At 69.1% G+C, this 23,243-nt stretch carries 16 protein-coding genes; 4 read left to right on the plus strand and 12 right to left on the minus strand.

Features of this window, described 5'->3' with window-relative positions:
* Window positions 1–71: 71 nt before the first annotated feature.
* From infB to KVY00_RS06065, 9 genes are all read right to left on the minus strand, one after another.
* The gene (gene infB / locus KVY00_RS06025; protein ID WP_223044792.1) at window positions 72–2,768 is read right to left on the minus strand and encodes a translation initiation factor IF-2; all 2,697 of its coding nucleotides are present in this window, start codon (window positions 2,766–2,768) and stop codon (window positions 72–74) included.
* A 74-nt stretch (window positions 2,769–2,842) separates the two neighbouring features.
* On the minus strand, window positions 2,843–3,100 hold the full coding sequence (locus tag KVY00_RS06030) for a YlxR family protein (protein WP_223044793.1): 258 nt from the start codon (window positions 3,098–3,100) through the stop codon (window positions 2,843–2,845).
* A gap of 105 nt (window positions 3,101–3,205) precedes the next feature.
* A complete protein-coding gene (nusA, locus tag KVY00_RS06035) occupies window positions 3,206–4,201 on the minus strand; it encodes a transcription termination factor NusA (RefSeq protein ID WP_223044794.1) in 996 nt (331 codons plus the stop codon).
* A 108-nt stretch (window positions 4,202–4,309) separates the two neighbouring features.
* Complete coding sequence (locus KVY00_RS06040) at window positions 4,310–8,962, minus strand: FtsK/SpoIIIE domain-containing protein (protein ID WP_223044795.1); 4,653 nt, start codon at window positions 8,960–8,962, stop codon at window positions 4,310–4,312.
* Window position 8,963: 1 nt separating this feature from the next.
* A complete protein-coding gene (locus tag KVY00_RS06045; protein ID WP_223044796.1) occupies window positions 8,964–9,590 on the minus strand; it encodes a hypothetical protein in 627 nt (208 codons plus the stop codon).
* A gap of 20 nt (window positions 9,591–9,610) precedes the next feature.
* Window positions 9,611–11,635, minus strand: a complete 2,025-nt coding sequence (locus KVY00_RS06050; RefSeq protein ID WP_223044797.1) for an alpha/beta hydrolase — start codon at window positions 11,633–11,635, stop codon at window positions 9,611–9,613.
* A gap of 26 nt (window positions 11,636–11,661) precedes the next feature.
* Window positions 11,662–11,964 (minus strand): hypothetical protein, encoded by a 303-nt coding sequence (locus tag KVY00_RS06055; RefSeq protein WP_223044798.1) that lies wholly within the window; start codon window positions 11,962–11,964, stop codon window positions 11,662–11,664.
* Between the two features lie 55 nt (window positions 11,965–12,019).
* Complete coding sequence (locus KVY00_RS06060) at window positions 12,020–12,313, minus strand: WXG100 family type VII secretion target (RefSeq protein WP_223044799.1); 294 nt, start codon at window positions 12,311–12,313, stop codon at window positions 12,020–12,022.
* Between the two features lie 464 nt (window positions 12,314–12,777).
* Window positions 12,778–14,565 (minus strand): proline--tRNA ligase, encoded by a 1,788-nt coding sequence (locus KVY00_RS06065; protein ID WP_223044800.1) that lies wholly within the window; start codon window positions 14,563–14,565, stop codon window positions 12,778–12,780.
* Between the two features lie 39 nt (window positions 14,566–14,604).
* Between KVY00_RS06065 and KVY00_RS06070 the strand changes: the two genes are divergently transcribed.
* Entirely contained in the window at window positions 14,605–16,128 is a 1,524-nt protein-coding gene (locus KVY00_RS06070; protein WP_255572792.1) for a phospholipid carrier-dependent glycosyltransferase, read from the plus strand.
* Between the two features lie 28 nt (window positions 16,129–16,156).
* Here the strand turns inward: KVY00_RS06070 and KVY00_RS06075 are convergent, their stop codons facing one another.
* Complete coding sequence (locus KVY00_RS06075; RefSeq protein WP_223044801.1) at window positions 16,157–16,852, minus strand: LuxR C-terminal-related transcriptional regulator; 696 nt, start codon at window positions 16,850–16,852, stop codon at window positions 16,157–16,159.
* A gap of 87 nt (window positions 16,853–16,939) precedes the next feature.
* Window positions 16,940–18,319, minus strand: coding sequence for an ATP-binding protein (locus tag KVY00_RS06080; RefSeq protein WP_223044802.1), 1,380 nt, complete (start codon window positions 18,317–18,319; stop codon window positions 16,940–16,942).
* Window positions 18,320–18,433: 114 nt separating this feature from the next.
* Here KVY00_RS06080 and KVY00_RS06085 point away from each other — a divergent pair, with 114 nt between their 5' ends.
* Together KVY00_RS06085 and KVY00_RS06090 are read left to right on the plus strand one after the other, a co-directional pair.
* Window positions 18,434–20,254, plus strand: coding sequence for a PspC domain-containing protein (locus tag KVY00_RS06085; RefSeq protein ID WP_223044803.1), 1,821 nt, complete (start codon window positions 18,434–18,436; stop codon window positions 20,252–20,254).
* A complete protein-coding gene (locus tag KVY00_RS06090; protein WP_223044804.1) occupies window positions 20,251–20,793 on the plus strand; it encodes a hypothetical protein in 543 nt (180 codons plus the stop codon). Before KVY00_RS06085 ends, KVY00_RS06090 begins: the two co-directional genes overlap by 4 nt.
* A 121-nt stretch (window positions 20,794–20,914) precedes the next feature.
* Here KVY00_RS06090 and KVY00_RS06095 read toward each other — a convergent pair whose 3' ends face one another.
* Window positions 20,915–22,426: a sensor histidine kinase gene (locus tag KVY00_RS06095; protein ID WP_223044805.1), complete on the minus strand. Its 1,512-nt coding sequence runs from the start codon at window positions 22,424–22,426 to the stop codon at window positions 20,915–20,917.
* Between the two features lie 424 nt (window positions 22,427–22,850).
* Between KVY00_RS06095 and KVY00_RS06100 the strand changes: the two genes are divergently transcribed.
* Complete coding sequence (locus KVY00_RS06100) at window positions 22,851–23,231, plus strand: Rv3235 family protein (RefSeq protein ID WP_394358273.1); 381 nt, start codon at window positions 22,851–22,853, stop codon at window positions 23,229–23,231.
* Window positions 23,232–23,243: the final 12 nt, after the last annotated feature.

The raw sequence follows: 23,243 nt of genomic DNA on the forward strand, positions 1-23,243 counted from the left end.
GGGGGTGACAACGGGGTCGACGCACGAGAAAGGGGCCGGTGCGAGTGCACCGGCCCCTTTCAGCGGAGAACTCAGCCCCGCGGCTTCTCCACCATCTCGGTGGTCTCGATCTCGTCACCGACCTGGATGTCGTTGAACTTGCCGAGGCCGACACCGGCCTCGAAGTCCGTCCTGACCTCGGTGACGTCGTCCTTGAAACGACGCAGCGACTCGATGGCCAGGCCATCGGCGATCACGACGCCCTCGCGGATCACACGCGCCTTGGCGTTGCGCGTGATCGTACCGCTGCGCACGATGACACCCGCGATGTTGCCGAACTTCGAGGAGCGGAACACCTCGCGGATCTCGGCGACACCCGACTGGACCTCCTCGTACTCGGGCTTGAGCAGGCCCTTGAGCGAGTTCTCGATGTCCTCGAGCGCGTTGTAGATGACGTTGTAGAAGCGGATATCGATGCCCTCGCGCGCTGCGCGCTCGCGAGCCTTGACATCCGGGCGGACGTTGAAGCCCAGCACGATCGCGTTGTCGATCGTGGCCAGGTCGACGTCGGACTCGGTGATCGCGCCGACGCCGCGGTGCAGAATGCGCAGCTGCACCGACTCGTCGACCTCGATCTTCATGAGCGACTCCTCGAGCGCCTCGACGGCACCCGACACGTCGCCCTTGATGATGAGGTTGAGCGACTCGACCTTGCCGTCCTCGAGAGCCTTCGTGAAGTCCTCGAGGCTGATGCGCTTGCGGGCCTTGGCGAGCTGAGCATTGCGCTCCGCAGCCTCGCGCTTCTCGGCGATCTGACGTGCCGTGCGATCCTCGGAGGTGACGATGAAGTTGTCACCGGCCCGGGGCACGCTCGACAGACCCTGCACCTGCACGGGGCGCGAGGGCAGCGCCTCGAGCACCGCGTCGCCGTTCTCGTCGCTCATCGCGCGCACGCGGCCGTAGGCGGTACCCGCCACGATCGCGTCGCCGACGCGCAGCGTACCCGACTGGATGAGCACGGTCGCGACCGAGCCGCGGCCCTTGTCGAGCTTCGCCTCGATGGCCACGCCGCGCGCGTCCTTATCGGGGTTCGCGCGCAGGTCGAGGCCGGCGTCCGCCGTGAGCAGCACGGCGTCGAGCAGTTCGGTGATGCCGACGTTGTTCTTCGCCGAGACGTCGACGAACATGACGTCGCCGCCCCACTCCTCGGAGACCAGGCCGAACTCGGTGAGCTGCTGGCGCACCTTCTCGGGGTTCGCGCCCTCCTTGTCGATCTTGTTGACCGCGACCACGATCGGCACGTTCGCCGACTGCGCGTGGTTCAGCGCCTCGATCGTCTGGGGCATGATGCCGTCGTCGGCCGCGACCACGAGGATCGCGATGTCGGTCACCTGCGCACCACGGGCACGCATGGCGGTGAACGCCTCGTGACCCGGCGTATCGATGAAGGTGAGCGCGCGATCGACGCCCTCGTGCTCGGTGTGGACCTGGTAGGCGCCGATGTGCTGCGTGATGCCGCCGGCCTCGCCGCCGCCCACGTCCGCCTTGCGGATCGCGTCGAGCAGTCGGGTCTTACCGTGATCGACGTGACCCATGACCGTGACCACGGGGGGTCGCGGCTGCAGGACGTCGTCGCCCTCCTCCTCGAGCTCGGCATCGATATCGATGTCGAAGCCCTCGAGCAGTTCGCGATCCTCGTCCTCGGGCGAGACGATCTGGATCTTGTAACCCAGTTCGTCGCCGAGGATCTCGAAGGTCGCCTCGTCGAGCGACTCAGTCGCGGTCGCCATCTCACCGAGGTGGAAGAGGATCGTCACGAGGTTCGATGCGCTCGTATCGATCTTGTCGGCGAAGTCCGAGAGCGATGCGCCGCGACGCAGGCGGATCGGCGTGTTGCCGTCGCCGCGGGGAACCTGCACGCCGCCGATCGACGGCGCCTGCCGCATCTCGAACTCTTGCCGCTTCGCCCGCTTCGACTTGCGGGCCTTGCTCTTCGAGCCGCCGCGACCGAACGCGCCGGCGGTACCGGCACCGCGACCGCCGCGACCGCGACCCGCGAAACCGCCGCCGGGACGGGGCCCGCCGAAGCCTGCACCCGGACCGGTGCCGCCGCCGGGACGGTTACCGCCGCCGCCCGGACGACCACCGCCCGGACGACCGGCACCACCGGGACGACCGGCGCCTGCACCCTGGGGGCGCGGAGCGGGGCGCGGGATGTTGCCGGGGTTGGGACGATTGCCGCCACCGCGGTTCATGCCCTGGTTGGGAGCGAAGGGGTTGTTGCCCGGGCGCGGAGGGCGGGGGATCCCCATGCCCTGGCTCGAGGCGAACGGGTTGTTGCCGGGACGCGGGCCGGCGGGCTTGGGAGCACCGGGCTTCGCACCCGGCTTGGGCGCGGCCGCAGGCTTCGCACCGGGCTTCGGCGCGCTTCCGGGCTTGGGAGCCCCGGCGGAGCCGGGCTTCGGGGCCGCGTCGGGCTTGGGCGCGGCAGGCTTCTTCTCGGCCGCGGGAGCCTGGGGCTCAGGGGCAGCCTTGGGAGCCGGCTTCGGGCCGGGCTTCGGCGCGGACGACTTCTTCGCCGCGGGCTTCGGAGCCGCGGACGAGCCTTCGGCGTCCGACTTGGTCACGCCTTCCGCCTCGAGGGCGGCCTTGACCTTTCGCGCCACCGGGGGCGCGATAGCGGACGAGGGCGCCTTGACGAACTCGCCCATTTCTTTCAGCTTGGCCAGAACGACCTTGCTATCGACACCGATCTCAGTAGCGATCTCGTGTACGCGTGGGTTTGCCACTTTTCTCCTGTCTGGGTTCACGCCAGACAGGCGAGAACCTTGGTTATCGGACGGGCCTCATTTTGAGCCGCTCATTAGTTGTCCATGAGTGTTTTCAGCCTGTTCTCTAAGGGACTGGCATCGGGCTTCCCCGACACCTTCAGCGCACGCGGAAAAGCTCCGCGCGACACCGCTTGATTCAGACACTGCACCGTGGGATGCACCCAGGCTCCCCGCCCGGGGAGCACCGCTCGATCATCGACAATCAGTCGTCCATCGTGCAGCACCACTCGCAGCAGTTCCGCGCGCGACGCACGCTTGCGACACGCGACACAGGTCCGAACCGAATCCATCCTACCAGCTTCCTCCACGACACACCCGCCCGGGCCTCCGCTCACAGCGATACCCGGGCGGGTTGCAGATCTCCGTCAGTCGTTCAATCCGCTCTCCGAGAAACGTCAGTCGTTCATGATCGAGTCCGGCTGGATATCGATCTTCGCGCCCGTCAGCTTCGCAGCGAGGCGGGCGTTCTGACCCTCCTTGCCGATCGCGAGGGAGAGCTGGAAGTCGGGCACCAGAGCGCGCACCTGCTTCAGCGACTCGTTCAGCATGAACACGTCGGTGACCTTCGCCGGCGAGAGCGCGTTCGCGACGAACGCCGGAAGCTGCGACGAGTAGTCGACGATGTCGATCTTCTCCTCGCCCAGCTCGCTCATCACGGCGCGCACTCGACTGCCCATCTCACCGATGCAGGTGCCCTTCGCGTTGATACCGGGCTGCTTCGCGCGGACCGCGACCTTCGTACGGTGCCCCGCCTCGCGGGCGAGGGACACGATCTCGACGATGCCCTCGGCGAGCTCGGGAACCTCCCGTTCGAACAGCTTGCGCACGAGACCCGGGTGAGTGCGAGACACGATCACCTGAGGCCCCTTCAGCCCCTTCGACACGCTCGTCACGTACACACGGATCCGCGCTCCGTGAGGGTACTTCTCACCGGGCACCTGCTCCTCGGGGGGCAGGATCGCCTCGAGCTCGCCCAGGTCGACGTGCACCATGCGGGGGTTGGGCCCCTGCTGCACGACACCGGAGACGATCTGTCCCTCCTTGTCCTTGAAGGCCCCCAGGACGGCATCGTCGCTGAGGTCGCGCAGCCGCTGGTTGATGACCTGCTTGGCGGCGCTCGATGCGACGCGGCCGAACTCGTCGGTGGTGACGAAGGCCTCTCCGATCACCTGGCCCTCGTCGTCGACCTCGGGAACGAGCACCGAGATCTCGCCGCTCTTGCGGTCGAGCGTGACCCGCACCTCGTCTTCCTTCGGCACCGACATGTTCTGATTCTCGGCATGACGCAGATAGGCGGACTGGATCGCCTGCTCGATGATCTCCACGAGCTCGTCGAAGGGGATCTCCTTCTCACGCTCGATCTGTCGCAGCGTGACGAGTTCGATCTTCACGGTGGCCTCCTTGATATTGAGATGTCTATTCAGCTATGCAGCCCGTGGGCCGATCTTCCAGGGTAGCGCACTCGCCGGCGCAGCATCTCTACCTCATCTCGCCTCTCTTCAGTCGGTGACGGCGACGTGAACCGGAGTCGCCTTTCCGCTCGCGATCGCAAAACCCCGCCCAGGCGGGAAGTGCGCGCGCCGCACGCGTCCGAGGTCCTCGCGGAACGGCGTCTGACTCTCGTGCTGGTCGGGTTGCAGCGAGATCCCCCAGCTCGGCTGCTTGAGGGCCTGGTACAGCTCCCAGACGGCACTCGCCGTGCCCGTCTCGAACTCGAAGAGCACGAGCACTCCGGCTTTGCGGGCGGCCTTCGCGAGCGCGACGAGCTGCGCCAGCGCGGCCGTCCCCTCGGCTTCGGCCGGCCGCTCCACCACGATGACTCCGCGGGCGCCCGGGCCGGGAAAGCGGAGCGGCGGAGCAGCGGGATCCTCGCGCTCGGCGCTGAGGCCAGTGAACGGGCCCGCGCTGGAGGCCGAAGCCGCGGGCTTCCCGCCGAGCGCGATGACGAGCCGAGCCGCAAGCCGTTCGACGGACTCATCGCCGCGGGCGAGGTGAGCCCACTCGCGACGCGCGCCGATCCCGCACTCCGCGAAGCTCAGCAGTACCGCCTCGACCCGCTCGCCGCGTTCACCGGCCGCTCGCTCGAGGGCGACGACGCAGCTGAGCGCGGCCTGGGAGAGTCCCGATCCGCTCGGTCCGGCGATGACCCCCAGTCCACTGCTCGGCAGAACCGCCGGATCGAGCGTCCGCACGTCGATGCCGTACACCGGTTCTCCATCGATACTCTGCGGAAGCTCCGCGAGCGATACGCGGTCTGGCGCGTTGACGATCCTCGGTGCCGGAGTGACGCGATCGCGAAGCTCGGCGGCGAGCGCGTCGATCGCCGCGGCTTGTGAGGCGAGATCTGTCCCTCCGATGAGGGCGAACTGCAGTTCGCGGTCGTCTCCGGCGAGCACCGCCCGTCCCGGCGGAGATTTCTCGAGCGCTTCGGGCGGCACGCCGAGAACCCCGTAGGCGTGCGGGTTCGCGAGTCTGAGCACGAACTGCCGCTGCAAGCTCGCTGCCATCGAGGCGGGGATCACCGAGGGTTGATCCGCCGTGAGCACGACGTGCACTCCGACTGCGCGCCCGCGCTGCATGATCTCGGCGAGCAACCGGAACGGGGAATCCTCTGCGGTAAGGGTCTCGGTCGTCTGTCTGAACGCGGCGAAGCCGTCGATCATCAGGAGGACGCGGGCTTCCTGTCCGCCTGACGTCGTCGCGCGATACGCCTCGATGCCGTTCGCCCGCGCCGCGGTATACCGCGGGCCGCGTTCCGCAACCAGCTCTCGTACATGGCGCAGCACTCGGCTCACCAGCTCGGTGTCGGCGAGCGGGGCCACAGCTCCTACCGTGGGCAAGGCGCCGAGGGTGCCGAGGCCGCCCCCGGCCGCATCGACGGCATAGAGCTGCACGGCATCGCGATCAGCGTCGGCGCTGATTGCGGCCGCGAGCGAGATGAGAGCGCTCGTCTTGCCTGTGCCGCCGGCCCCGATGACGGAGATGCTGCCCACGTCCTCGAAATCGATGCGCACCGGACGCCGCGCCTGGGCGGCGGGGTCGTCGCCCAGGCCGATGAGAACACCCCTCGCGGAGTCCTCGCTGCTGCCGCGCCTCCGAGTGTCGAGTTCAGCCGGTGCGCACCCCCTGGCGGTCCCGGACGCGCCGACCAGCGCAGACGCCTCGGCCGGAGTCAGTACTGCGGGCAGCGGGTCGAGCCACGGCCTGCGCGGTGCGGCGAGGCGCAGCTGCCGTGCGGCCGCCGCGATCCCGTCGCGCAGCCGCTCGATGTCCCGCGTTCCTCGCCGGCCTTGCCCGCCCCGCGGTGCTTCGGCGGGGATACTCCACGGCTCGCTCTCGGTGAAGCCGAGGGATCGCACCTCGATACTCGCCGACGCGCTTTCGGGCGAGGCGCGCCCGCCGAGGTAGCCCGTCTGGAAGTGAGTGATGCGCCCCGGGCCGACCTTGATCGCACCTCGCCCCGGGGTCTCCACGTCGAAGAAGGCGGCGTCCTTCACACCGATCACGTCGGTGCTGTCGGCTTCGTCGGCCATTCGCAGTGCGATGCGCAGATTGGTGTTGGCGCGCAGATTGTCGGTGATGACGCCGGCCGGACGCTGAGTGGCCATGACGAGGTGCAGACCGAGGGATCGCCCCCGCTGGGCGACATCGATGACACCGTCGACGAACTCGGGCATCTCGCGGGCGAGAGCCGCGAACTCGTCGATCACGATGACGAGCACGGGCGGTGCGGCGGCATCGGAGCGCCGTTCCATGGAGATGAGATCCTTCGCCCCGTGCGCTGCGAGGAGTCCTTCGCGGTAGCGGAGCTCGGCTCGCAGCGAGGTGAGCGCGCGACGCACGAGGTGCGGGGTGAGATCGGTCACGAGGCCGACGGTGTGCGGCAGGTCGACGCACTCCGCGAACGCGGCGCCTCCCTTGTAGTCGACGAGCAGAAAAGTGAGCCGATCGGAACTCACGGTCGCAGCCATGCTCATGACCCACGTCTGCAGGAACTCCGACTTGCCCGCTCCCGTGGTGCCGCCGACGAGGGCGTGCGGGCCGTTCGAGCGCAGGTCGAGGATCGCGGGTCCGTCTGGCCCCTGGCCGACCACCGCGGCGAGGGAGACCGGTGCACGCTCCTGCCCGCTCCTCCACTCTGAGACGAGGGATCCGCTGCTCGTCCACGCCTGGATGATCGGGGCCGCTCCCCCGATGAGATCGGTGCCGTGCAGTTCGCGCAGGTCGACGCTTCCGGGGAGATCGCTCTCATCGAGCACGCGCGCAGCGGTGTCCTCGACAGGAGCGAGTCGCCTCGCGAGTTCGTACGCCAGTGGTGAGTCGAGGTGCACATGACGGGAGAGCGGCACGGTCGTCGCGGATCGCACGAAGTGCACCCTGCACTCCCCTCGGTCGGCCTCGATGAAGGTACGGCAGGCCGCCGGGAGCGCTGCCCGCGCCTCACTCACCCAGATCACGTGGACGCCGTGATCCGGACCTGCCTCGGCGATCTCGATGAGCCGGGCCGGCTCGATGCCCGGCGCGTCGAGCACCAGCACGACCACCGAGGGAAGCGTCGGGAGATCGGTGACGGCTTCGCCCTGAGCCTCGTCGTTGCGAGTGCGAGCGGCGAGGTGGGAGCGAATGCCGGCGCGGGAGGACCGGTTCGCCCGGCGCCTGTCGAGCAGGCCCTCGAGCGAGGTGAGCAGGCGAGCCGCACTCACCTCCGAGTCTGCGAGTTGCCAGCTTCGAATCGGGCTTCCCACCGGATCGACGTGGGGCAGCCACTTCAGCCAACCCCAGTTTCCTTCATACTGCGACTCGGCGAAGCAGGCGAGCACCAGCTCGTGAGGCGAGTGCAGGCCGACCAGCTGGAGGACGAGCGCCGCGGCGATGCCTTCGGCCCACGGCCGCTCTCCGACGACGCCGACCGAGCCGCAGCGTTCGAGCCGCTCGATCACGGGCACAGGCCCGACGCGCTCGAAATCCTGGGCGACGCTCCGCAGTTTCCGCCACTGCTCTCTGGGCGTCTCGCCGCGCTCGGGTAGCACGACTCGCGTGCGGCTCGGCAGCATCCCCTCTCCGAATCGGATCTCGAGAAACGACCGATGTTCAGGCCGTCGCGTCCAGAGCAGTTCGCCGCGCTGCTCGATCGCCGCGCGCACCTCGCAGAGGGCCGGGGTCTCGGCGGAGCGCACTTCGATCTCGCGTTCTCGCAGGCTGAGGAGTTCAGTGCGCTCCGCACGGAGGTCGTCTTCGAAGCGCGCCGCCTCCTTCCTGTGCCGTCGGCGGCCCCCGAGCTTGGCGTCGGCCCAGGACCCGATCATCATCACGGGCGAGAAGGCCACCATCATCAGGCTCATGGGCGAGCGGGTGACGGCGTACAGGGTGAGGCCCATGATCATCGGGGCGAGCACGGCGAGCACCGGGATCCGCGTGTGCGTCGCGGGCGCGGGCGGTGAGGGCAGCTCGCGTTCGGAGGCGACGAATAGCGGCGCGACCCGCGGCGAGCGCGTGTGCATGACGCGATGCGAAAGGTGCACCGGCGGAGACTGCGATACGGGGTGGACGGACGTGAACCGGAGCTCGATCTCACCGAGGCGCAAGCACGTGGGGCCCACGATCCGAATCGATGTGTACCGTCGTTCGTCGCAGACGACGCCGTTGGCCGAGCCGAGGTCGCTCACTGTGATGCTGCCGTCCACCCCGACGCGTGCCTCGGCGTGACGGCGCGAGACGCTTTGATCGAGCAGCTGCACCCGGCACGCGCGATCCCGCCCCACGAGATTGCTGCCCGCGATCAGGCTGTAACGGACGCCCCGCTGCGCACCGGTGAGCACTTCGACGAACGCCACGGCCTCCACCAGCCGAAGCGCCGCCCCGTCCGCGCCGAACTCGGGAACGGGCTGGATCACGAGCCCGGACTGCAGCCCCGAGGCGGCGACGGACGACATCGGATCGAGCAGCACGGCGGCCGCGCCGACACCTTGGCTGGCGCGGAGGGTGACGGGTGCGAGCCTGCGATGGGCGTTCTCACCGAGGTGCGGGTCGGAGCTGAGGCCGGCGCGGATGAGGGATCGCGCCACGTCGCCGACCGTCGCCGTGACGTCGCACGACAGCGTCACATCCTGCATGCCACCCTGCGGCAGCACCACCGATACGCGAAGCTTCATCTCAGTCCACCGATGCCGTGCCTTCGCCGCGGCGCTCGAGTTCCTCCGCGAACGGGTTGGCCGGGTCATCTCCGGAGGAGCCCCGCGGTCTCACCATGGCACCCGCCGCACATGCCGTATGCACCGACATCGTCATGCCCGTAGCACCCGCCTGCATCGAGAAGCTGCCGCCGTCCTCGAAGTCCACGATGAAGTAGGGCTCGATATCGTTGTGCGTCGCGTACAGGTCGCGTACCGCGTGGCCCTCGGACTCCCAGAACTCCCGCACCCGCGCCGTCGCCGCCAACGGATCCTCGGCGTCGGTGTTCTTGAGCGACATGTCGAGACGGCCGGCGTTATCGCCGCAGTTGTTCGGGAAGAGCGATTCCAAGATCATTGACCGGTCCTCGTCGATCGCTCCAGTCCATAGCGGTTCGACCGCGCCTCCTTTCCAGGTCCATCCCGAAGAGATATTGCTTGCCGTCACGGCGGCGTCAAGATGCTCTGCGACCCACTCCCGCTGCTCCTCGAGCGTCATCGAGTTCCTCCCTCCCGGCATCGATACGATCGGTCTGTCCTGCACGCAGCCCATCAGGAGCAGCGCACCGCACAGCAGCGCCAAGGAGACCCGTAACTGGATGCCCATCACGTGCTTCTCCTTCCTGTTCCTCACGCCGCACGACGCAGGGCCGGTGTGCCGTGGGGCCGCATGTACCACTCCCCCGGCGGTTTCTCCGTCACTACGAGGGAGTCGGCCAGGCGCTCGCTGATCCTCCCCGTGGTGATCTGCGCGAGGCTGCTCAGCGACTGAGTGTCGATGTCGAGATACCCGTGCCCGATCGACGAGGAGATACCGGCGAAGCCGCGCTTCTCTCGTTCCCCGATAATCGAGTGACCGTCGGTGCGCAGCAGCCCGAGCTCCGGATCCCCGTCCGAGGAGAACGAGAGCGCGCCCTCGTACACGGGGCTCAGGGCGTGCAGCCAGAACACTCCTCTCGCCTCGGGGTTCGGCTGGCCGCGCCCCGAGAGCCCCGCACCCGACGGCGCAAGGAAGTCCTTCGCGGCGTGGGTCGTATAGATTGCCGCCTGGCCAGGCCAGGCCTCCTCGACACGCAGCTCCTCGTATGACGGCACGGTGCGGGCGTCGATGCCCGCGGAGGCGATGAGCGTGAGGCTGTCGACCGGGTGCCGTACCAGGGTGAGAGCAGTCGCCGCCGTGGTCGTGCCGTAGGAGTGGGCGAACACCGCGACCGAGGGGGTCTCGTGCGTCCCGGCGGCGCGTGCCGCCTGGACACCGTCGAGTTCCGCCGCGAGCCGGGGTGCGCCCTCGCGCGCCGCGTGGGGCCAGAGCACTCCATCGGAGTTCAGGGAGTCCACGAGGTCAGGGGTGTCGTAACCGAGCCAGGAGATCACGGAGCCCCGACCAGTGAACCCGTAGATATCATTCTGTGCGGCGTAGAGACTGCGGCTCGCCGCGTCCCAATCCGGAAGCACGAGGTGGGCGTCGCTCTCCATACCGGGCACCGCCCAGCTCGTGTGGGTGGCGGAGTCGGAGTCACCGTAGCTCAGTGCCGCCTTCGGCACCCGATGGCTGAGGTCCAGCGCGATGACCTGGATAGGAGGATTCGGTATCCTCTCGCCAGCCTCCCGCGCGAGAATCTCCTGCACTTCGGCCGCCACCTTGAGCTGCTCGGGAGTCAGCAGCGTCGGGTGATTCGCATAGAGCTTGAGCATCTCGCGATTCGCGAGATCCCGCACGACGTACGGCAATCCCGGCAGGTTGCCGATCACCCACGGCACCTCGTGAATCAGCCGCTCCTGAGTCGCGTCGTCGAGCCCTCCCCACCAGCCCGCGACGGCGCCCGGATCAGGTGGTGAATCCCAGGCTCCCGAACCGTCGCCGCCTGGAAACAGCCCGGCCAGCGCGGGATGGTTCTTCGTCACCTCCACAGGGGCGGCGCTCTTCCCCCAGAGCTCACCCGCGATTCCGTGCCCGATCGCGAGCTTCGGCCCTGCTCCGCCGGGCATCGAACCCACCGTGATCAACTGCCCCAGCGTTGTGTCCCGCAGCGTCGCAACCAGTGCCCGTTCTGATTCCCTCCGCTCTGCGATCAGGTTCTCCCAGTTCGCGCGCTCGTCGCGGATCCCATCGAGGGCGTCGGTCCACGACATCACGGCGTGCTGCCACCGGGTCTCGTGGGCGGCGACGAGCGCGCGCCGCGCCGCTTCCTCCTCCAGTTCGTCCATGCCGGCCGTGCGCGTCGGATCGAGCGCCGGGCCCGGCAGCACCGGGGGTGGCGGGCTCTCCCACGACATCGGTGCACTCCGGCGGATCCGCTCGGCAATGTCCTCGATCACCGATGTCTCGGCGCGGATCACAGCGAGGTGCCCGTCCACGCTCTGCTGGACCGTCCGTGCACGCATGTGGATTCCCTCGATCGAAGAGACGTACAACGCGAAACCCCGCTGCGCCGCGTCAGCGCTATCCTTCAGCTTCACGGCGCCGGTCAGCAACGTCGTGTCGAGCTTCGCCTGCATCCGCCGCACGGCAGCGCCGGTCGCGCCAACCAGGATGCGCGAGGCGGTCTCGATCGACACCAGGTACGCCATGCATCCCTCAGCTACGGACCTCGCGAACGACACCGCCTGCTCTGCCGCTGCGATATCACCGATGATCGGCGATGGCTCGCTCAAAACGGCCTCATGCCTGCCGGGAACCATCATCGCTCCGCCCCCTGCACCGAGAATCCGCTGTTCAGCGAACCCGCCAGCCGAGCGTCGAGCGCATCGCTCTCGTGCATGAGCCCGTGCAAGCCCCGTCCAGCGGTCAACGCCGCATCGGCGAGTGCTGCACGCCCCACCTGGAGGCCGCGGAGGTGCAGTTCGACCTCGCCGGAAATCCCGGTGAGGCCGGCGAAGCCGTCGTTCGGCCGCGGCACGTTTTCGCTCATCTCGTTCACGGCGCGCACGGTGTGCCAGATCGCGCCCTCGAGTGCACTATCGAGGATGGTCAGTTCAGCCATACCGGTTTCCTTCTCTCCCCCGCGGTTCAGGCGGTCCGCGCCGGCGCGGATGCCATCAGCCGATCCTCGCCGCGATCTGCGCGTCCATGTCGCGCATCGCGGCGGCGGCCTGCGTGAGAAAGGCCTGAATCTCCGTCAGCTTGGCGATGACCGTGTTCGCACTGTTCGTGTAATCGGTGTACGCCGCGTCGAATCGCGCGGAGGCCTGATCCGTCACGAAGCCGGACGCCACGAGTTCGGCGATCTGCGCCCGCAGGGACTGCAGCCTCTGGGTGATCTCATCGCGCCCGGCGCCCAGTTGGGCCGCCGCTCGTTCCATCTCTGCATACGAGACGTTGATGTTCGCCATGGTGGACTCCGATCCGATCGGCCGCGAGCCGAAGCGGCTCACGAGGTTGGTGACTGCGATACCGGAAGGTGTTCCGGGTACACAGAACGCTAACCTCGCCGTGCGGCCACCATGGGGGCGCTATGCGAATCTGTGGATAAGTTGACGGAAATCGCAAGATTGCGGCGCTGTGAGCGAAGTTCGGGATCCCTCGCCGCGGTGGCTACCCCCAGGGTCCGCCAGGGTCCGCTCAGGGTCCGCACCGGCCCGTCACACCGCCCACACACGCGCCGCCCACCCACGCACAAACCGCCGCACTCGCTCGAAAGGCGAGTTCCACATGCGGATCTCGGATCCAGCATGCGGAACTCGCCTTTCGACACAGCCTGAGGACCGAAGCTCCCCGGGAAAGCCGGGGAAGCCGCGGAAGCCAGGGAAGCCGGGAATCCCGAGGAAGACCCCCGGAAGGGCTCGGCCCGGGGAGTCTACTCCGCGGACGCCCCGGCGAAGAGCGCCGGCACCTCGGAGATCGCCACGCGATCCTTCGTTCCCGCCGCGCGGTCCCACACCTCGGCGAAGCCCTCGGCGGCATCGCGCCCCACGACGACCACGCGCGGCACGCCCAGCAGCTCGGCGTCGCCGAACTTCACGCCGGGCGACACCTTGGGTCGATCATCGAACAGCACGTCGACGCCGTTGCCCGACAGCGAGTCCGCCAGCGCCGACGCGATGTCGTACACCGCTGCGTCCTTGCCGGTCGCCACGAGGTGCACATCGAAGGGCGCGACCGACTCGGGCCAGATGAGGCCGCGGTCGTCGTGGTGCAGCTCGGCGAGGATCGCCATGATGCGGGTCACGCCGATGCCGTAGGAGCCCATCGTCACGGTCACGAGCTTGCCGTTCTCATCGAGCACCTTGAGGCCGAGCGCCTCGGCGTACTTGCGGCCGAGCTGGAAGACGTGCCCGATCTCCATGCCGCGCGCGGTCTCGATCGGCCCCGAGCCGTCGGGGGCCGGATCCCCGTCGCGCACGGTCGCGACGTCGATCACACCGTCGGCGGTGAAGTCGCGGCCGGCGACGAGATGCGCCACGTGCTTCTCGTGCTCGTTCGCTCCGGTCACCCACGGGGTTCCGTCGATGACGCGGGGGTCGAGCAGGAAGCGGATCCCCGTCGTCCCCTCGAGGCCGAGCAGCGGTGCGCCGTTCAGCGTCGGGCCGATGTAGCCCTTGACGAGGCCGGGGTGCTTCTCGAAGTCGGCGGCTGTCGCGGGCTCGACCTCGCACCCGGGGAACGCGACCTCGACGCGCTTCATGTCGGCGTCGCGGTCGCCGGGCACGCCGATGACCACGAGGGAGCGCTCGCCCTCGAGGTTCGTCACGGCGAACACGAGGCACTTGAGCGTGTCCGCGGCGGTCCACTCGCGACCGTCCGCGCGGGGAAGCACCGCATTGGTGTGCGCCACGAGGGTGTCGATCGTGGGGGTATCGGGCGAATCGAAGACCTCTGCCGCAGGCAGACCGGCGATCACCTCGGCCGGAACCGGGTCGGGAACGGGGGTGGTGTAGGCCTCCACGTTCGCGGCGTAGCCGCCTGCCGATCGCACGAAGGTGTCCTCGCCGATGCCGATCGGCAGCAGGAACTCCTCGCTGCGCGATCCGCCCATCGCCCCGGCATCGGCAGACACGATCACGTACTCCAGGCCGAGCCGCGAGAAGATGCGCTCGTAGGCGTCGCGCTGCTTCTGGTACGAGGCGTCGAGCCCCTCGTCGGACACGTCGAAGGAGTAGGCGTCCTTCATCGTGAACTCGCGCCCGCGCAGCAGACCGGCGCGGGGACGCGCCTCGTCGCGGTACTTGTCCTGGATCTGGTAGAGCGACAGGGGCAGGTCCTTGTACGACGAGACGATGTCCTTCACCATGAGGGTGAAGGCCTCCTCGTGGGTCGGCGCGAGCAGGTAGTCGGCGCCGTGACGATCCTTCAGTCTGAACAGCGCGTCGCCGTACTCCTCCCACCGCCCGGTGGCCTCGTAGGGTTCGCGCGGCAGCAGCGCCGGGAAGTGCACCTCGTGGGCGCCGGCGGCCTCCATCTCCTCGCGGATGATCTGCTCGAGCTTCGCCTTGACGCGCAGGCCCAGTGGCAGCCAGCCGAACACGCCCGGCGCCTGTCGGCGAATGTAGCCGGCGCGCACGAGCAGCTTGTGGCTCGCCACCTCGGCGTCGGCGGGATCCTCACGAAGAGTCTTCAGGAAGTAGTTGCTGAGCCGCGTAATCACCTCACTATCGTAGCGCTGCCACGCTCTAGGCTGGGGTGCGTGAGGGGTTCGCTGCGCTGGATCGCGCCCGCGCTGGTGCTCGGGATCGCCGCGGTGCTGCGATTCTGGGCGCTGGATCGGCCCGGCGTGCTCGTCTTCGACGAGCTCTACTACGTGCGCGACGCGATCAGTCAGCTCGCGCACGGCTTCCCGACGGTGTGGGCCGACGACGACCCGTCGATGGCGGGGGCGCGGGCGACCGCGTTCTCGGATGCCCCATCGAATGCGGTGCATCCGCCGCTCGGGAAATGGCTGATCGGGATCGGGATCCTGATCTTCGGGCCTGACAACGGCTGGGGTTGGCGCAGTGCCGTCGCACTCGCGGGTGTGACGACGGTCGCGGTCGTGATGCGGTTGGGCTGGCTGCTGTCGCGCAGCATCCTCATCGCCTGCACTGCAGGGCTGCTGCTCGCGATCGACGGTGTGCACGTCGTGCTCACCCGGGTGGCGCTGCTCGACGGTTTTCTGACGCTGTTCGTGGCGCTCGGTGCGCTGTTCGTGTGGCGGGATATGGAGTGGGGATCGCGGCGGGGGCCGCTACGGGGGCGGATCCTGATCTGGCGTCCGTGGCTCTTCGCCGCGGGGCTCGCTTTCGGAGCCGCAGCAGCGGTCAAGTGGTCGGGACTGTATCCGCTCGCGTTCTTCCTGGTCTTCGTGACGGTGCGGGATCTGCTCGAGCGGCTGCGCCGCGGCGAGCGCGGCGCCGTCGGGTGGGCCGCGCTCCAGGCCGGAGTCTCCGCGGTGATCGCGCTGCCCACCGCCGCTCTCGCCTACCTCGTGAGCTGGGCGGGCTGGATCCTGCATCCCGGCGGTTGGGCCCGCACGCCGGGAACCCCCTGGCCTGCCGCGCTCCTCGAGTACCACGCGGAGATGCTGTCCTGGCACAGTACCCTGACCGCTGAGCACCCGTACCAATCGCACCCGCTGACCTGGCCTCTGGCGCTCGTGCCGACGGCCATGTACGAGGCGCGCTCGACGAAGGGCTGCGTCTGGCACGAGTGCGTGTCGGGCATCTCTCCGCTGCCGAACCCGCTCATCACCTGGGGCGGCGTCGTCGCGCTGTGCGTGCTCATGTGGTGGGTACTGAGAGCGTTCCTCGGCTCGCGGGGTCGGTTCGGGATCGGCCCCGAGCCCGGCAGAGCAGAGTTTCTCGGCAGGCCGGGCACCCTGGCCGGGGCTTTCGTGCTCATCGGTTACCTGTCGGGGTGGCTGCCGTGGGTGCTGACGTTCTCGCGATCGGCGGTGTTCCAGTTCTACGCGGTGGTGCTGACCCCGTTCTCGGCGCTCGCGCTGGCACTCGTGCTGGGGGCGCTGTGCGGGATCCCGATCCGTTCGTCCACGGAGCCCTCCGCGCCTCGCCCGCTCGACCCGACTGATGCGACGCTGCTCGGTCGCAGGATCTCCGTGCTCATCTTCCTCATCACGGCGGTACTGCTGGCGGTGCTCTTCTTCCCGGTCTGGTCGGGCATGCCGATCGCGGACTGGTTCTGGCAGATGCATATGTGGCTGCCCGGGTGGAGCTGACGCGGCGGCGCTCTGCGAGCACCGCGGTTCAGAGCAGCCGACGCTGGAGCGCCCACGCAGTGAGCTCGTGGCGGTTCGAGAGCTGCAGCTTCCGTAGGACGTTGGAGACGTGTGTCTCGACGGTCTTCACCGAGAGGAACAGCTCGGCCGCGACCTCCTTGTAGGCGTAGCCCCTGGCGATCATGCGCATCACCTCCTGCTCGCGCGCCGAGAGCCGGTCGAGCTCGTCGTCGGCCGCCGCAGTCTCCCCGAGGCCGGCGCCGAAGGCGTCGAGCACGAAACCCGCCAGCCTCGGCGAGAACACCGCGTCGCCGCCGTGCACCCGCACCGCCGCCGCTGTCACTTCGGAACCCGAAGCGGCCTTGGTGAGGTAGCCGCGCGCGCCCGCTCGGATCACACTCACCACGTCGTCGGCGGCGTCGGAGACGCTGAGTGCGAGAAACCGCGTCCCCCGCAGCGCCGGCTGGCCCGATAGTCTCTGCACGACCTCGGCGCCACCCCCGCCGGTACCGCCGGGGAGGTGCACGTCGAGCAGCACGACGTCCGGCACGAGCGCGGCGATGCGCTCCACGGCCTCGTCGACGCTCGCGGCTTCACCCACGACATCGAGCTGCTCGCCGAGTTCGGCGCGCAGACCGGTGCGGAAGATCTGGTGATCATCGACGATCACCACCCTGATCCGCGCCGCCGATCGATCGAGGTCATCCGTCGTTGAATCAGTCATCTCATTCTCTCCGCAGCCATTCGATATCCGTTGCCCGTTCCATCGCCGATCGTGCCCTCACCACTCGCTCCGCTGCCGCCCGTTCCATCACTGTTCGCTCCCCGAGCCGTCATGCTGCGGCGCGGTTTCCGGCTCGGCGCCCTGGACGGGCATCTCGAGTCTCACCGATGTGCCCCCACCGGGGCCGGGCAGTATCCTCGCCGTGCCCCCGGCCCGCTCCATCCGCCCGAGAATCGACTCCCGCACGCCCATCCGCCCCTCTGGCAGCTGGTCGAGGTCGAGCCCCGGGCCTCGATCCGTCACGTCGATCGAGATCCGATCCCTCGTCGATTCGATGTAGACCGTCACATCTCCGCCGGCGTGCTGCGCCGCGTTGAGCATCGCCTCCCGCGCAGCGAGCACGATCGGTTCGGGTGCCAGCGCACTCCCTCCAACCGAGACGATCTCGAACCGCACCGCGTGTCCCTCCTCCAGAGCCGCCGCCTGCGACCGAAGGTCGGCTTCGACGGCTTCGCGCGGCGGTTGCGGAGCGCCGTCCGCAGCGCGGAACAGCCATTCCCTCAACTCCCGTTCCTGACCGCGAGCGAGCCTCGCGACCTCGCTTCCGGGCTCGGAGCGCTGCTGGATGAGCGCAAGGGTCTGCAGTACCGAGTCGTGCAGGTGCGCCGCGATGTCCGAGCGCTCGGCCTCGCGGGCTCGCGCTGCCCGTTCGGCCATCAGTTCGCGATTGATGCGCAGCAGCCAGGGTGCGATGGCGAGCGCGACGCCCGCGAGCACCGCGAGCGAGGCCGCGATCACCGTCCAGGCATTCGGTTCGCGCGACGTCACGAAGATCATGAGCACCCCTACCGCCACCAGGGCGAGGGCGCCGAGCACGCGCGGCAGCTGATTGCGGTCGGGGCGATCGCGATCGGCGATCTGCCACCAGGTCAACCCCACTCCGACCAGCACCGCCAGCGCGGGAAGCAGCAGTTCGAGTTCGAGATGGGCGCCCAGGCGATCGAGCACGAGACCCGTGCCCGCGACCAGCAGGCATACCCCGAGCAGCAGCTCGGCGATCGGCCATCGCGCGCGCCTCGGCGATTCATCGCCGTTCGGAGCCGTCGGGTCGTCATCGGGGTCCTCCGGCGAAGTCGCCCGAGCCCTTCGATCGGAGAGGGAAGGCTCCCACTGCTTCGACCCGCGAGCACCCGCCACCCGGGGCGAGGGCCGTGCGGAGTGCACCGATCCCGTGGACGGCCGGGTCAGCGCGCGCCGCAGCGGCACGACGCCGTCGGTCTCGCCCGCGAGGGGCACCGTCGCCCAGAACCAGAGGTAGAGCAACCCGCCGGCGCCTCCCAGAAGGCACCCGAGAAGCATGGCGCCGCGCACCACCGTGACCGACCAGCCGAGATGCTCGGCGAGGCCGGCGCAGACACCGGCGAGGACGCCGGCGTCGCGCGAGCGGGTGAGGGGCGGTCGTTGCATGATTCCATCCAAGCACGCACCACCGACACTGACGGGCTCGGGGGCGAAACGTCAGGGATCGATCAGGGTGATCCCCGATGGCACGATGTCAGTGGTCGGCGTCAGACTCGAAGCATGAACGAATCATCAGAATCCGAACGCCAGGGAGGCGCCCCCGCAGGGCAGGGCTTCTTCGCCTGGCTCCGCGGCCTCGGCATCGTACGCGGCACCGATCGCTGGTTCGCCGGCGTGGCGGGCGGCATCGCGGCGAAGGCCGGGATCGACCCGCTCATCGTGCGCGGCATCTTCGTGGTGCTCGCGCTGCTCGGCGGCCCCGGAGTGATCCTCTACCTCGTCGGTTGGCTGCTGCTCCCCGATTTCACCGGTCGCATCCACGTGGAGGACATCTTCCGGGGGCGAGCGTCGGCCGGGGTGCTGACGGCGGCGATCATCTTCGCCTCGCTCGTCATCATTCCGGCGCTCTTCGGCTTCGTGCTGACCGGGGCACCGCTGCTCGGCGCTCCCGGCTTCTGGGGCTGGGATCTGTGGTCCTCGCTGAACGTGCCGCTCTGGATCCCGCGCACGGCCGCGTGGCTGTTCTGGATCGCCGTGCTGGTGCTCGGCTTCCTGTGGCTGCGCAGAGTGCTGCTGCAGCGCGGTCGGGAGCAGCGCGCGCAGCAGCACAGCGCTGCTGACCATCAGGGACACGCCTCAGCTGCACGCGACGCGGCCTCCGGTGCCGCGCCTCCGAGTTCCTCGGCACCGGGCTCCGCAGCGCCGGAGCCGATGTCGCCGGAGCCGCCCCGCGGAGCGGGCTTCGCCGCGGCTTCTGACGGCTCTGGCGCAGAGCGTCTCGGCCACCCGCAGGCCGACCCCGCGTCAGCTCCTCCCGCCGATACCCGTTCGTTCGCCGAGCGCGCCGACGAGTTCGCGCGCCGCGCCTCCGACGGAGCGGCGGCCTGGGGCGAGCAGGCGGGGGTCAAGGCTGCTCGCTGGGGCGAGGAGGTCGGTCGCCAGGCGGACGAGTGGAGCGCGCGCTACGCGGAGCATCACGATGCGCACCGCATGGGGCCTGCGCAAGCGGTGATCACCCTCGCCCTCGCACTGCTCGCCGCGGGCGGCACGGCGCTCTGGATGATGAGCCTCGGTACGGTTCCGGCCGTCAGCAGCGTTGCTCCCGCTCCGCTGATCGCGGCCATCGTCGCGGCGCTCGCGGTGCTGGCGCTCTCGCTCATCGTCGCCGGTGTGCGCGGCCGGCACACCGGATGGGTCGGGTTCCTCTCCGCCTGCGGTGTGTTCGCGCTCCTCATCACGGTGGTGCTGCCCTGGGGCATCCGTTTCCAGCCATTCGGCAACGTACAGGTGGACGGCCTGGGCTCGGCCGGCAGCGTGGTCGTGGCAGGCAACGTCAATCTCGATCTGCGCGGGCTCGACTCGAATCCCGACGAGCAGCGCGATATCGAGGTCTGGCAGTTGGCGGGCAGCACGACCGTGCAGCTCCCCGAGCACCGCCCCACCGCTGTGCGGGTGAGGGTGCTCGCAGGCAACATCAAGGAGCAGACCGCGGGGCGAGACGGGTTCCGGGTGTCCGGCCCCTTCCTCTCCCACGCCACAGGCACAGCGCTGTCCGGCACTCGGGACGCGTTCGACGACGACTCGGTCGCGCACGTCACCGTCTACCTGCTCGCCGGCAACGTGCGCATCGAGGGCGACGGCTCGAACCCGAGTGCTGCCGAACGCCTGCGCCTCGAAGAGCAGCGGCGAGCCGATGAGCAGACTGAGCGGCAGACCGAAGCCGAACGCGAGCGCCTGAGCGAGGCGCAGGAGGAGCTCGACCGCGTGGAGTGGCAGCTCGAGGAGCCCGGGCTGAGTTCGAGCGACCGGCAGGAGCTTGAGCGACGGCGCGACGATCTGCGCGAGACTGTGGACGACCTCGAACAGGAGATGGCACGATGAGCATCAGCGGAGGCCCCACCGAGGGGCGGAGCGCGGAGAACCGGAGTTCGGAGAACCGCGGCGCGCAGGATCAGGGCGGGCAGGGTCCCGTCGCCGACGGGCACGACGACCTCGTGCCCCCACCGCCCCCGGCCGATTTCGAGAGCACTCGGGCAGGCGGTGCGGGCGGTCCCGGTTCGGGCGGTCCCGGTTCGGGTGGATCCGGCGCGGACTGGCCGACCGTCGGCGGAACCGCTGCGGGAGGACCGGATATCGGCGAGCCGAGCACAGCCGCCACCGGCACGACCACCGGCACGACCACCGCGACGGCCACCGAGACGAAACTCCCGCAGCAGTCTCACGGATGCAGTCGCGTCGGCCCCCGCACGGGTCCGATCGTCTGGGGAGCGCTGATCCTCGCCTTCTGCGGCTACACGGCGCAGCGCGCCTTCGGATCCGGCGAACTCGACACCGCCTGGTGGATCACCGCGACCGTCATCGGTCTCGGAGTTCTGCTGCTGGTGGTTGGGGCGGTGATCCTGCTGCGCGGCAAGCGCTGATCGGCGGCAAGCGCTGATCAGCGGCTCACGCGGGTCAGCAGCGAGCGCCGGGTCGGCAAGCGCTAGCCGATCCGGCAGCCCGGAGGCCGCGTCGGTGAGACGCTCACCGACGCGGCCTCCGCTATGCCGGGATGCGCGGGATCTCGCGAGTCTGGGCCGAGATCCAGTGCAGCGGTACCTGCACGGCGACGCGGGTTCCGCCGCCCTGGTCGGGCCCCCAGATGATACTGCCGCCCAGCTCGCCCTCGACCAGCGTGCGCACGATCTGGGTGCCGAGCCCGTCGCCCACGGTACCGCCGGGAAGCCCGGTGCCGGTGTCGACGATCTCGACGGAGAGACGCTCGTCGGTGCGATCCGCGTGGATGAACACCTCGCCCTCGCGACCGGCCAGGCCGTGCTCGACCGCGTTCGTCACGATCTCCGTGAGCGCCAGCGCGAGCGGCGTGGCGTACTCCGACGGCAGCTCCCCGAACTCGCCCTCCTTGCGCAGGTGAACAGTGGTGTTGTGCAGGCTCGCGACCTCGGCGGCGAGTCCGAGCACGCGGTCGAAGACCACGTCGAAGTCGACGATCTGCGCGAGCCCCGTCGACAGCGTGTCGTGCACCACCGCGATGGCGGCGACACGACGCATCGCCTGGCCGAGCACCTGCTTCGCCTCCTCGCTCCGAGCGCGGCGCGCCTGCACGCGCAGCAGCGATGCCACGGTCTGCAGGTTGTTCTTCACCCGGTGGTGGATCTCGCGGATCGTCGCGTCCTTCGTGATGAGCTCCTGCGCCTGCTGGCGCATCTCGGTGACGTCGCGCGTGAGCACGATGCCGCCCACCCTGGCCCCGTCGCGGATCACCGGGATCGAACGCAGGTTGACCGTGCGGCCCCGCGCGGTGATCTCGCCGCGCTTGGCGACCTTGCCCTGCGCGATGAGCGGCAGCGATTCGTTCGTGTCGAACTGTCCCTTGACGATGTCTGCGATGACCTCCGAGAAGTTCTCGCCCTCGAGCTCGTCGCGGTAGCCGAGCCTGTTGAAGATCGTCTGGGTGTTGGGGCTCGCGAACGTTGCGATGCCCTCGAGGTCGATGCGCACGAGTCCGTCCGAGGCGCGGGGCGCCCCGTGCTCGCGCACCGACGATGTGCCGGGCGACGGGAAGAGACCGTGCTGGATCATCGAGAACATGTCACCGGAGACCTCGCGGAATGCCGCGCCGATGCGCGAGGCCGTCTGCGTGTCGGCGACGCTCGTGTGCACGGTCGCGACCGCGAAGGGGCCGTGCTCGGCGCCCTGTCCGTCTCGTCGGCTCACCGAGTAGGCGGAGAGACGCATGGGGTTCTCCTCGTACCAGGCCGGCGAGGTCGAGATGACGGGTTCTCCGCATCCCATGGCCGCATCGACCAGTTCGCGCCAGTCCGGGCGCAGGAACTCGCCGACGATGTCCCGGTAGAAGAGGGTCACCGAGCCCGCGGGGCGGCTGTGCGCCACCGCGAGGTAATCGCCGTTTTCGGTCGGCACCCAGAGCACGACGTCGCTGAGTGCGAGATCGGCCAGCAATTGCCAATCGAGGGCGAGCAGCTCGAGCCACTCGATCTCCTCTTCGTTCAGGGTCGAGTACTTCGTCGCGAGATCACGCAGAGTTGCCACCCCACCAGCCTAGTGGCCCGCATGCACGGCGCGTGTGCAGCTCCGGGCGCAACGGGTGCCTTCGAACACTTCACGACCAGGGCGAAGAAGTCTCTTGACCCCTCACAATGCGCGTTCCTTAGTGTGGGGCTTCCACCGAGTTCTACAACATCTATCGCTGAAATCAGGGCGGTGGAACACGGAGACGGCTCCGGTTCACGGCCTCGCAGATCACGAACTCACACACCGAAAGGACTCCGCCATGCCCCGTTCCGCAGCCCTCACGGCCGTTCGCAGCCTTCAATCGCTCCCGGTAGCGCCCGCGCAGTCCGTACCGTCGTTCGAAGAAGAACGGCCGCTCGCAGCAGTTCCCGCGCTTCCACCCGAACCGCCGCGCTCGCCCGACTCCCGGTCCGAGCGCCATCTCCGCCTCGTTGAGGAGGAGGTGCCGGTCCACCCGTCGTTCGGCAGCCTGACGAGCACCGATATCCCGCCACCCGCAACGCGGCTGATCCAGAAGCTGGCGCTCTTCGCGTTCGAAGCGCTCGAGGGGTCGCGCGCCGTCGCCCAGCTCGGCGGCTGGGTGACCCCGGAGGTCGTCCAGCAGCTGCGAGAGCGCCGTGCGGCGCGCACAGAGCGCCGCACGCTCTACGGCGATGAGCGACGCATCGTGGCGACTCCCGGTCGAGCGCATATCGGGCAGCCCCTGCCTCACATCGTCGAGGCGACCGTGGTGCTGTATGCGGAGCCCAGGACCCGCGCGGTCGCCCTGCGCTTCGAGTACGTCTCGGGTCGCTGGCGCGCCACCGACCTCACCGTGCTCTGACGGCGCATGGCC

Origin of the sequence: Leucobacter tenebrionis (assembly GCF_019884725.1) — a bacterium.
Classification (GTDB): domain Bacteria; phylum Actinomycetota; class Actinomycetes; order Actinomycetales; family Microbacteriaceae; genus Leucobacter; species Leucobacter tenebrionis.

Excerpts from the sequence above, each read along its gene's own strand:
- KVY00_RS06030 (WP_223044793.1), bottom strand. The coding sequence starts at position 3,100 with ATGGATTCGGTTCGGACCTGTGTCGCGTGTCGCAAGCGTGCGTCGCGC.
- KVY00_RS06040 (WP_223044795.1), bottom strand. The coding sequence starts at position 8,962 with ATGAAGCTTCGCGTATCGGTGGTGCTGCCGCAGGGTGGCATGCAGGAT.
- KVY00_RS06055 (WP_223044798.1), bottom strand. The coding sequence starts at position 11,964 with ATGGCTGAACTGACCATCCTCGATAGTGCACTCGAGGGCGCGATCTGG.
- KVY00_RS06060 (WP_223044799.1), bottom strand. The coding sequence starts at position 12,313 with ATGGCGAACATCAACGTCTCGTATGCAGAGATGGAACGAGCGGCGGCC.
- KVY00_RS06075 (WP_223044801.1), bottom strand. The coding sequence starts at position 16,852 with ATGACTGATTCAACGACGGATGACCTCGATCGATCGGCGGCGCGGATC.
- KVY00_RS06080 (WP_223044802.1), bottom strand. The coding sequence starts at position 18,319 with ATGCAACGACCGCCCCTCACCCGCTCGCGCGACGCCGGCGTCCTCGCC.
- KVY00_RS06085 (WP_223044803.1), top strand. The coding sequence starts at position 18,434 with ATGAACGAATCATCAGAATCCGAACGCCAGGGAGGCGCCCCCGCAGGG.
- KVY00_RS06090 (WP_223044804.1), top strand. The coding sequence starts at position 20,251 with ATGAGCATCAGCGGAGGCCCCACCGAGGGGCGGAGCGCGGAGAACCGG.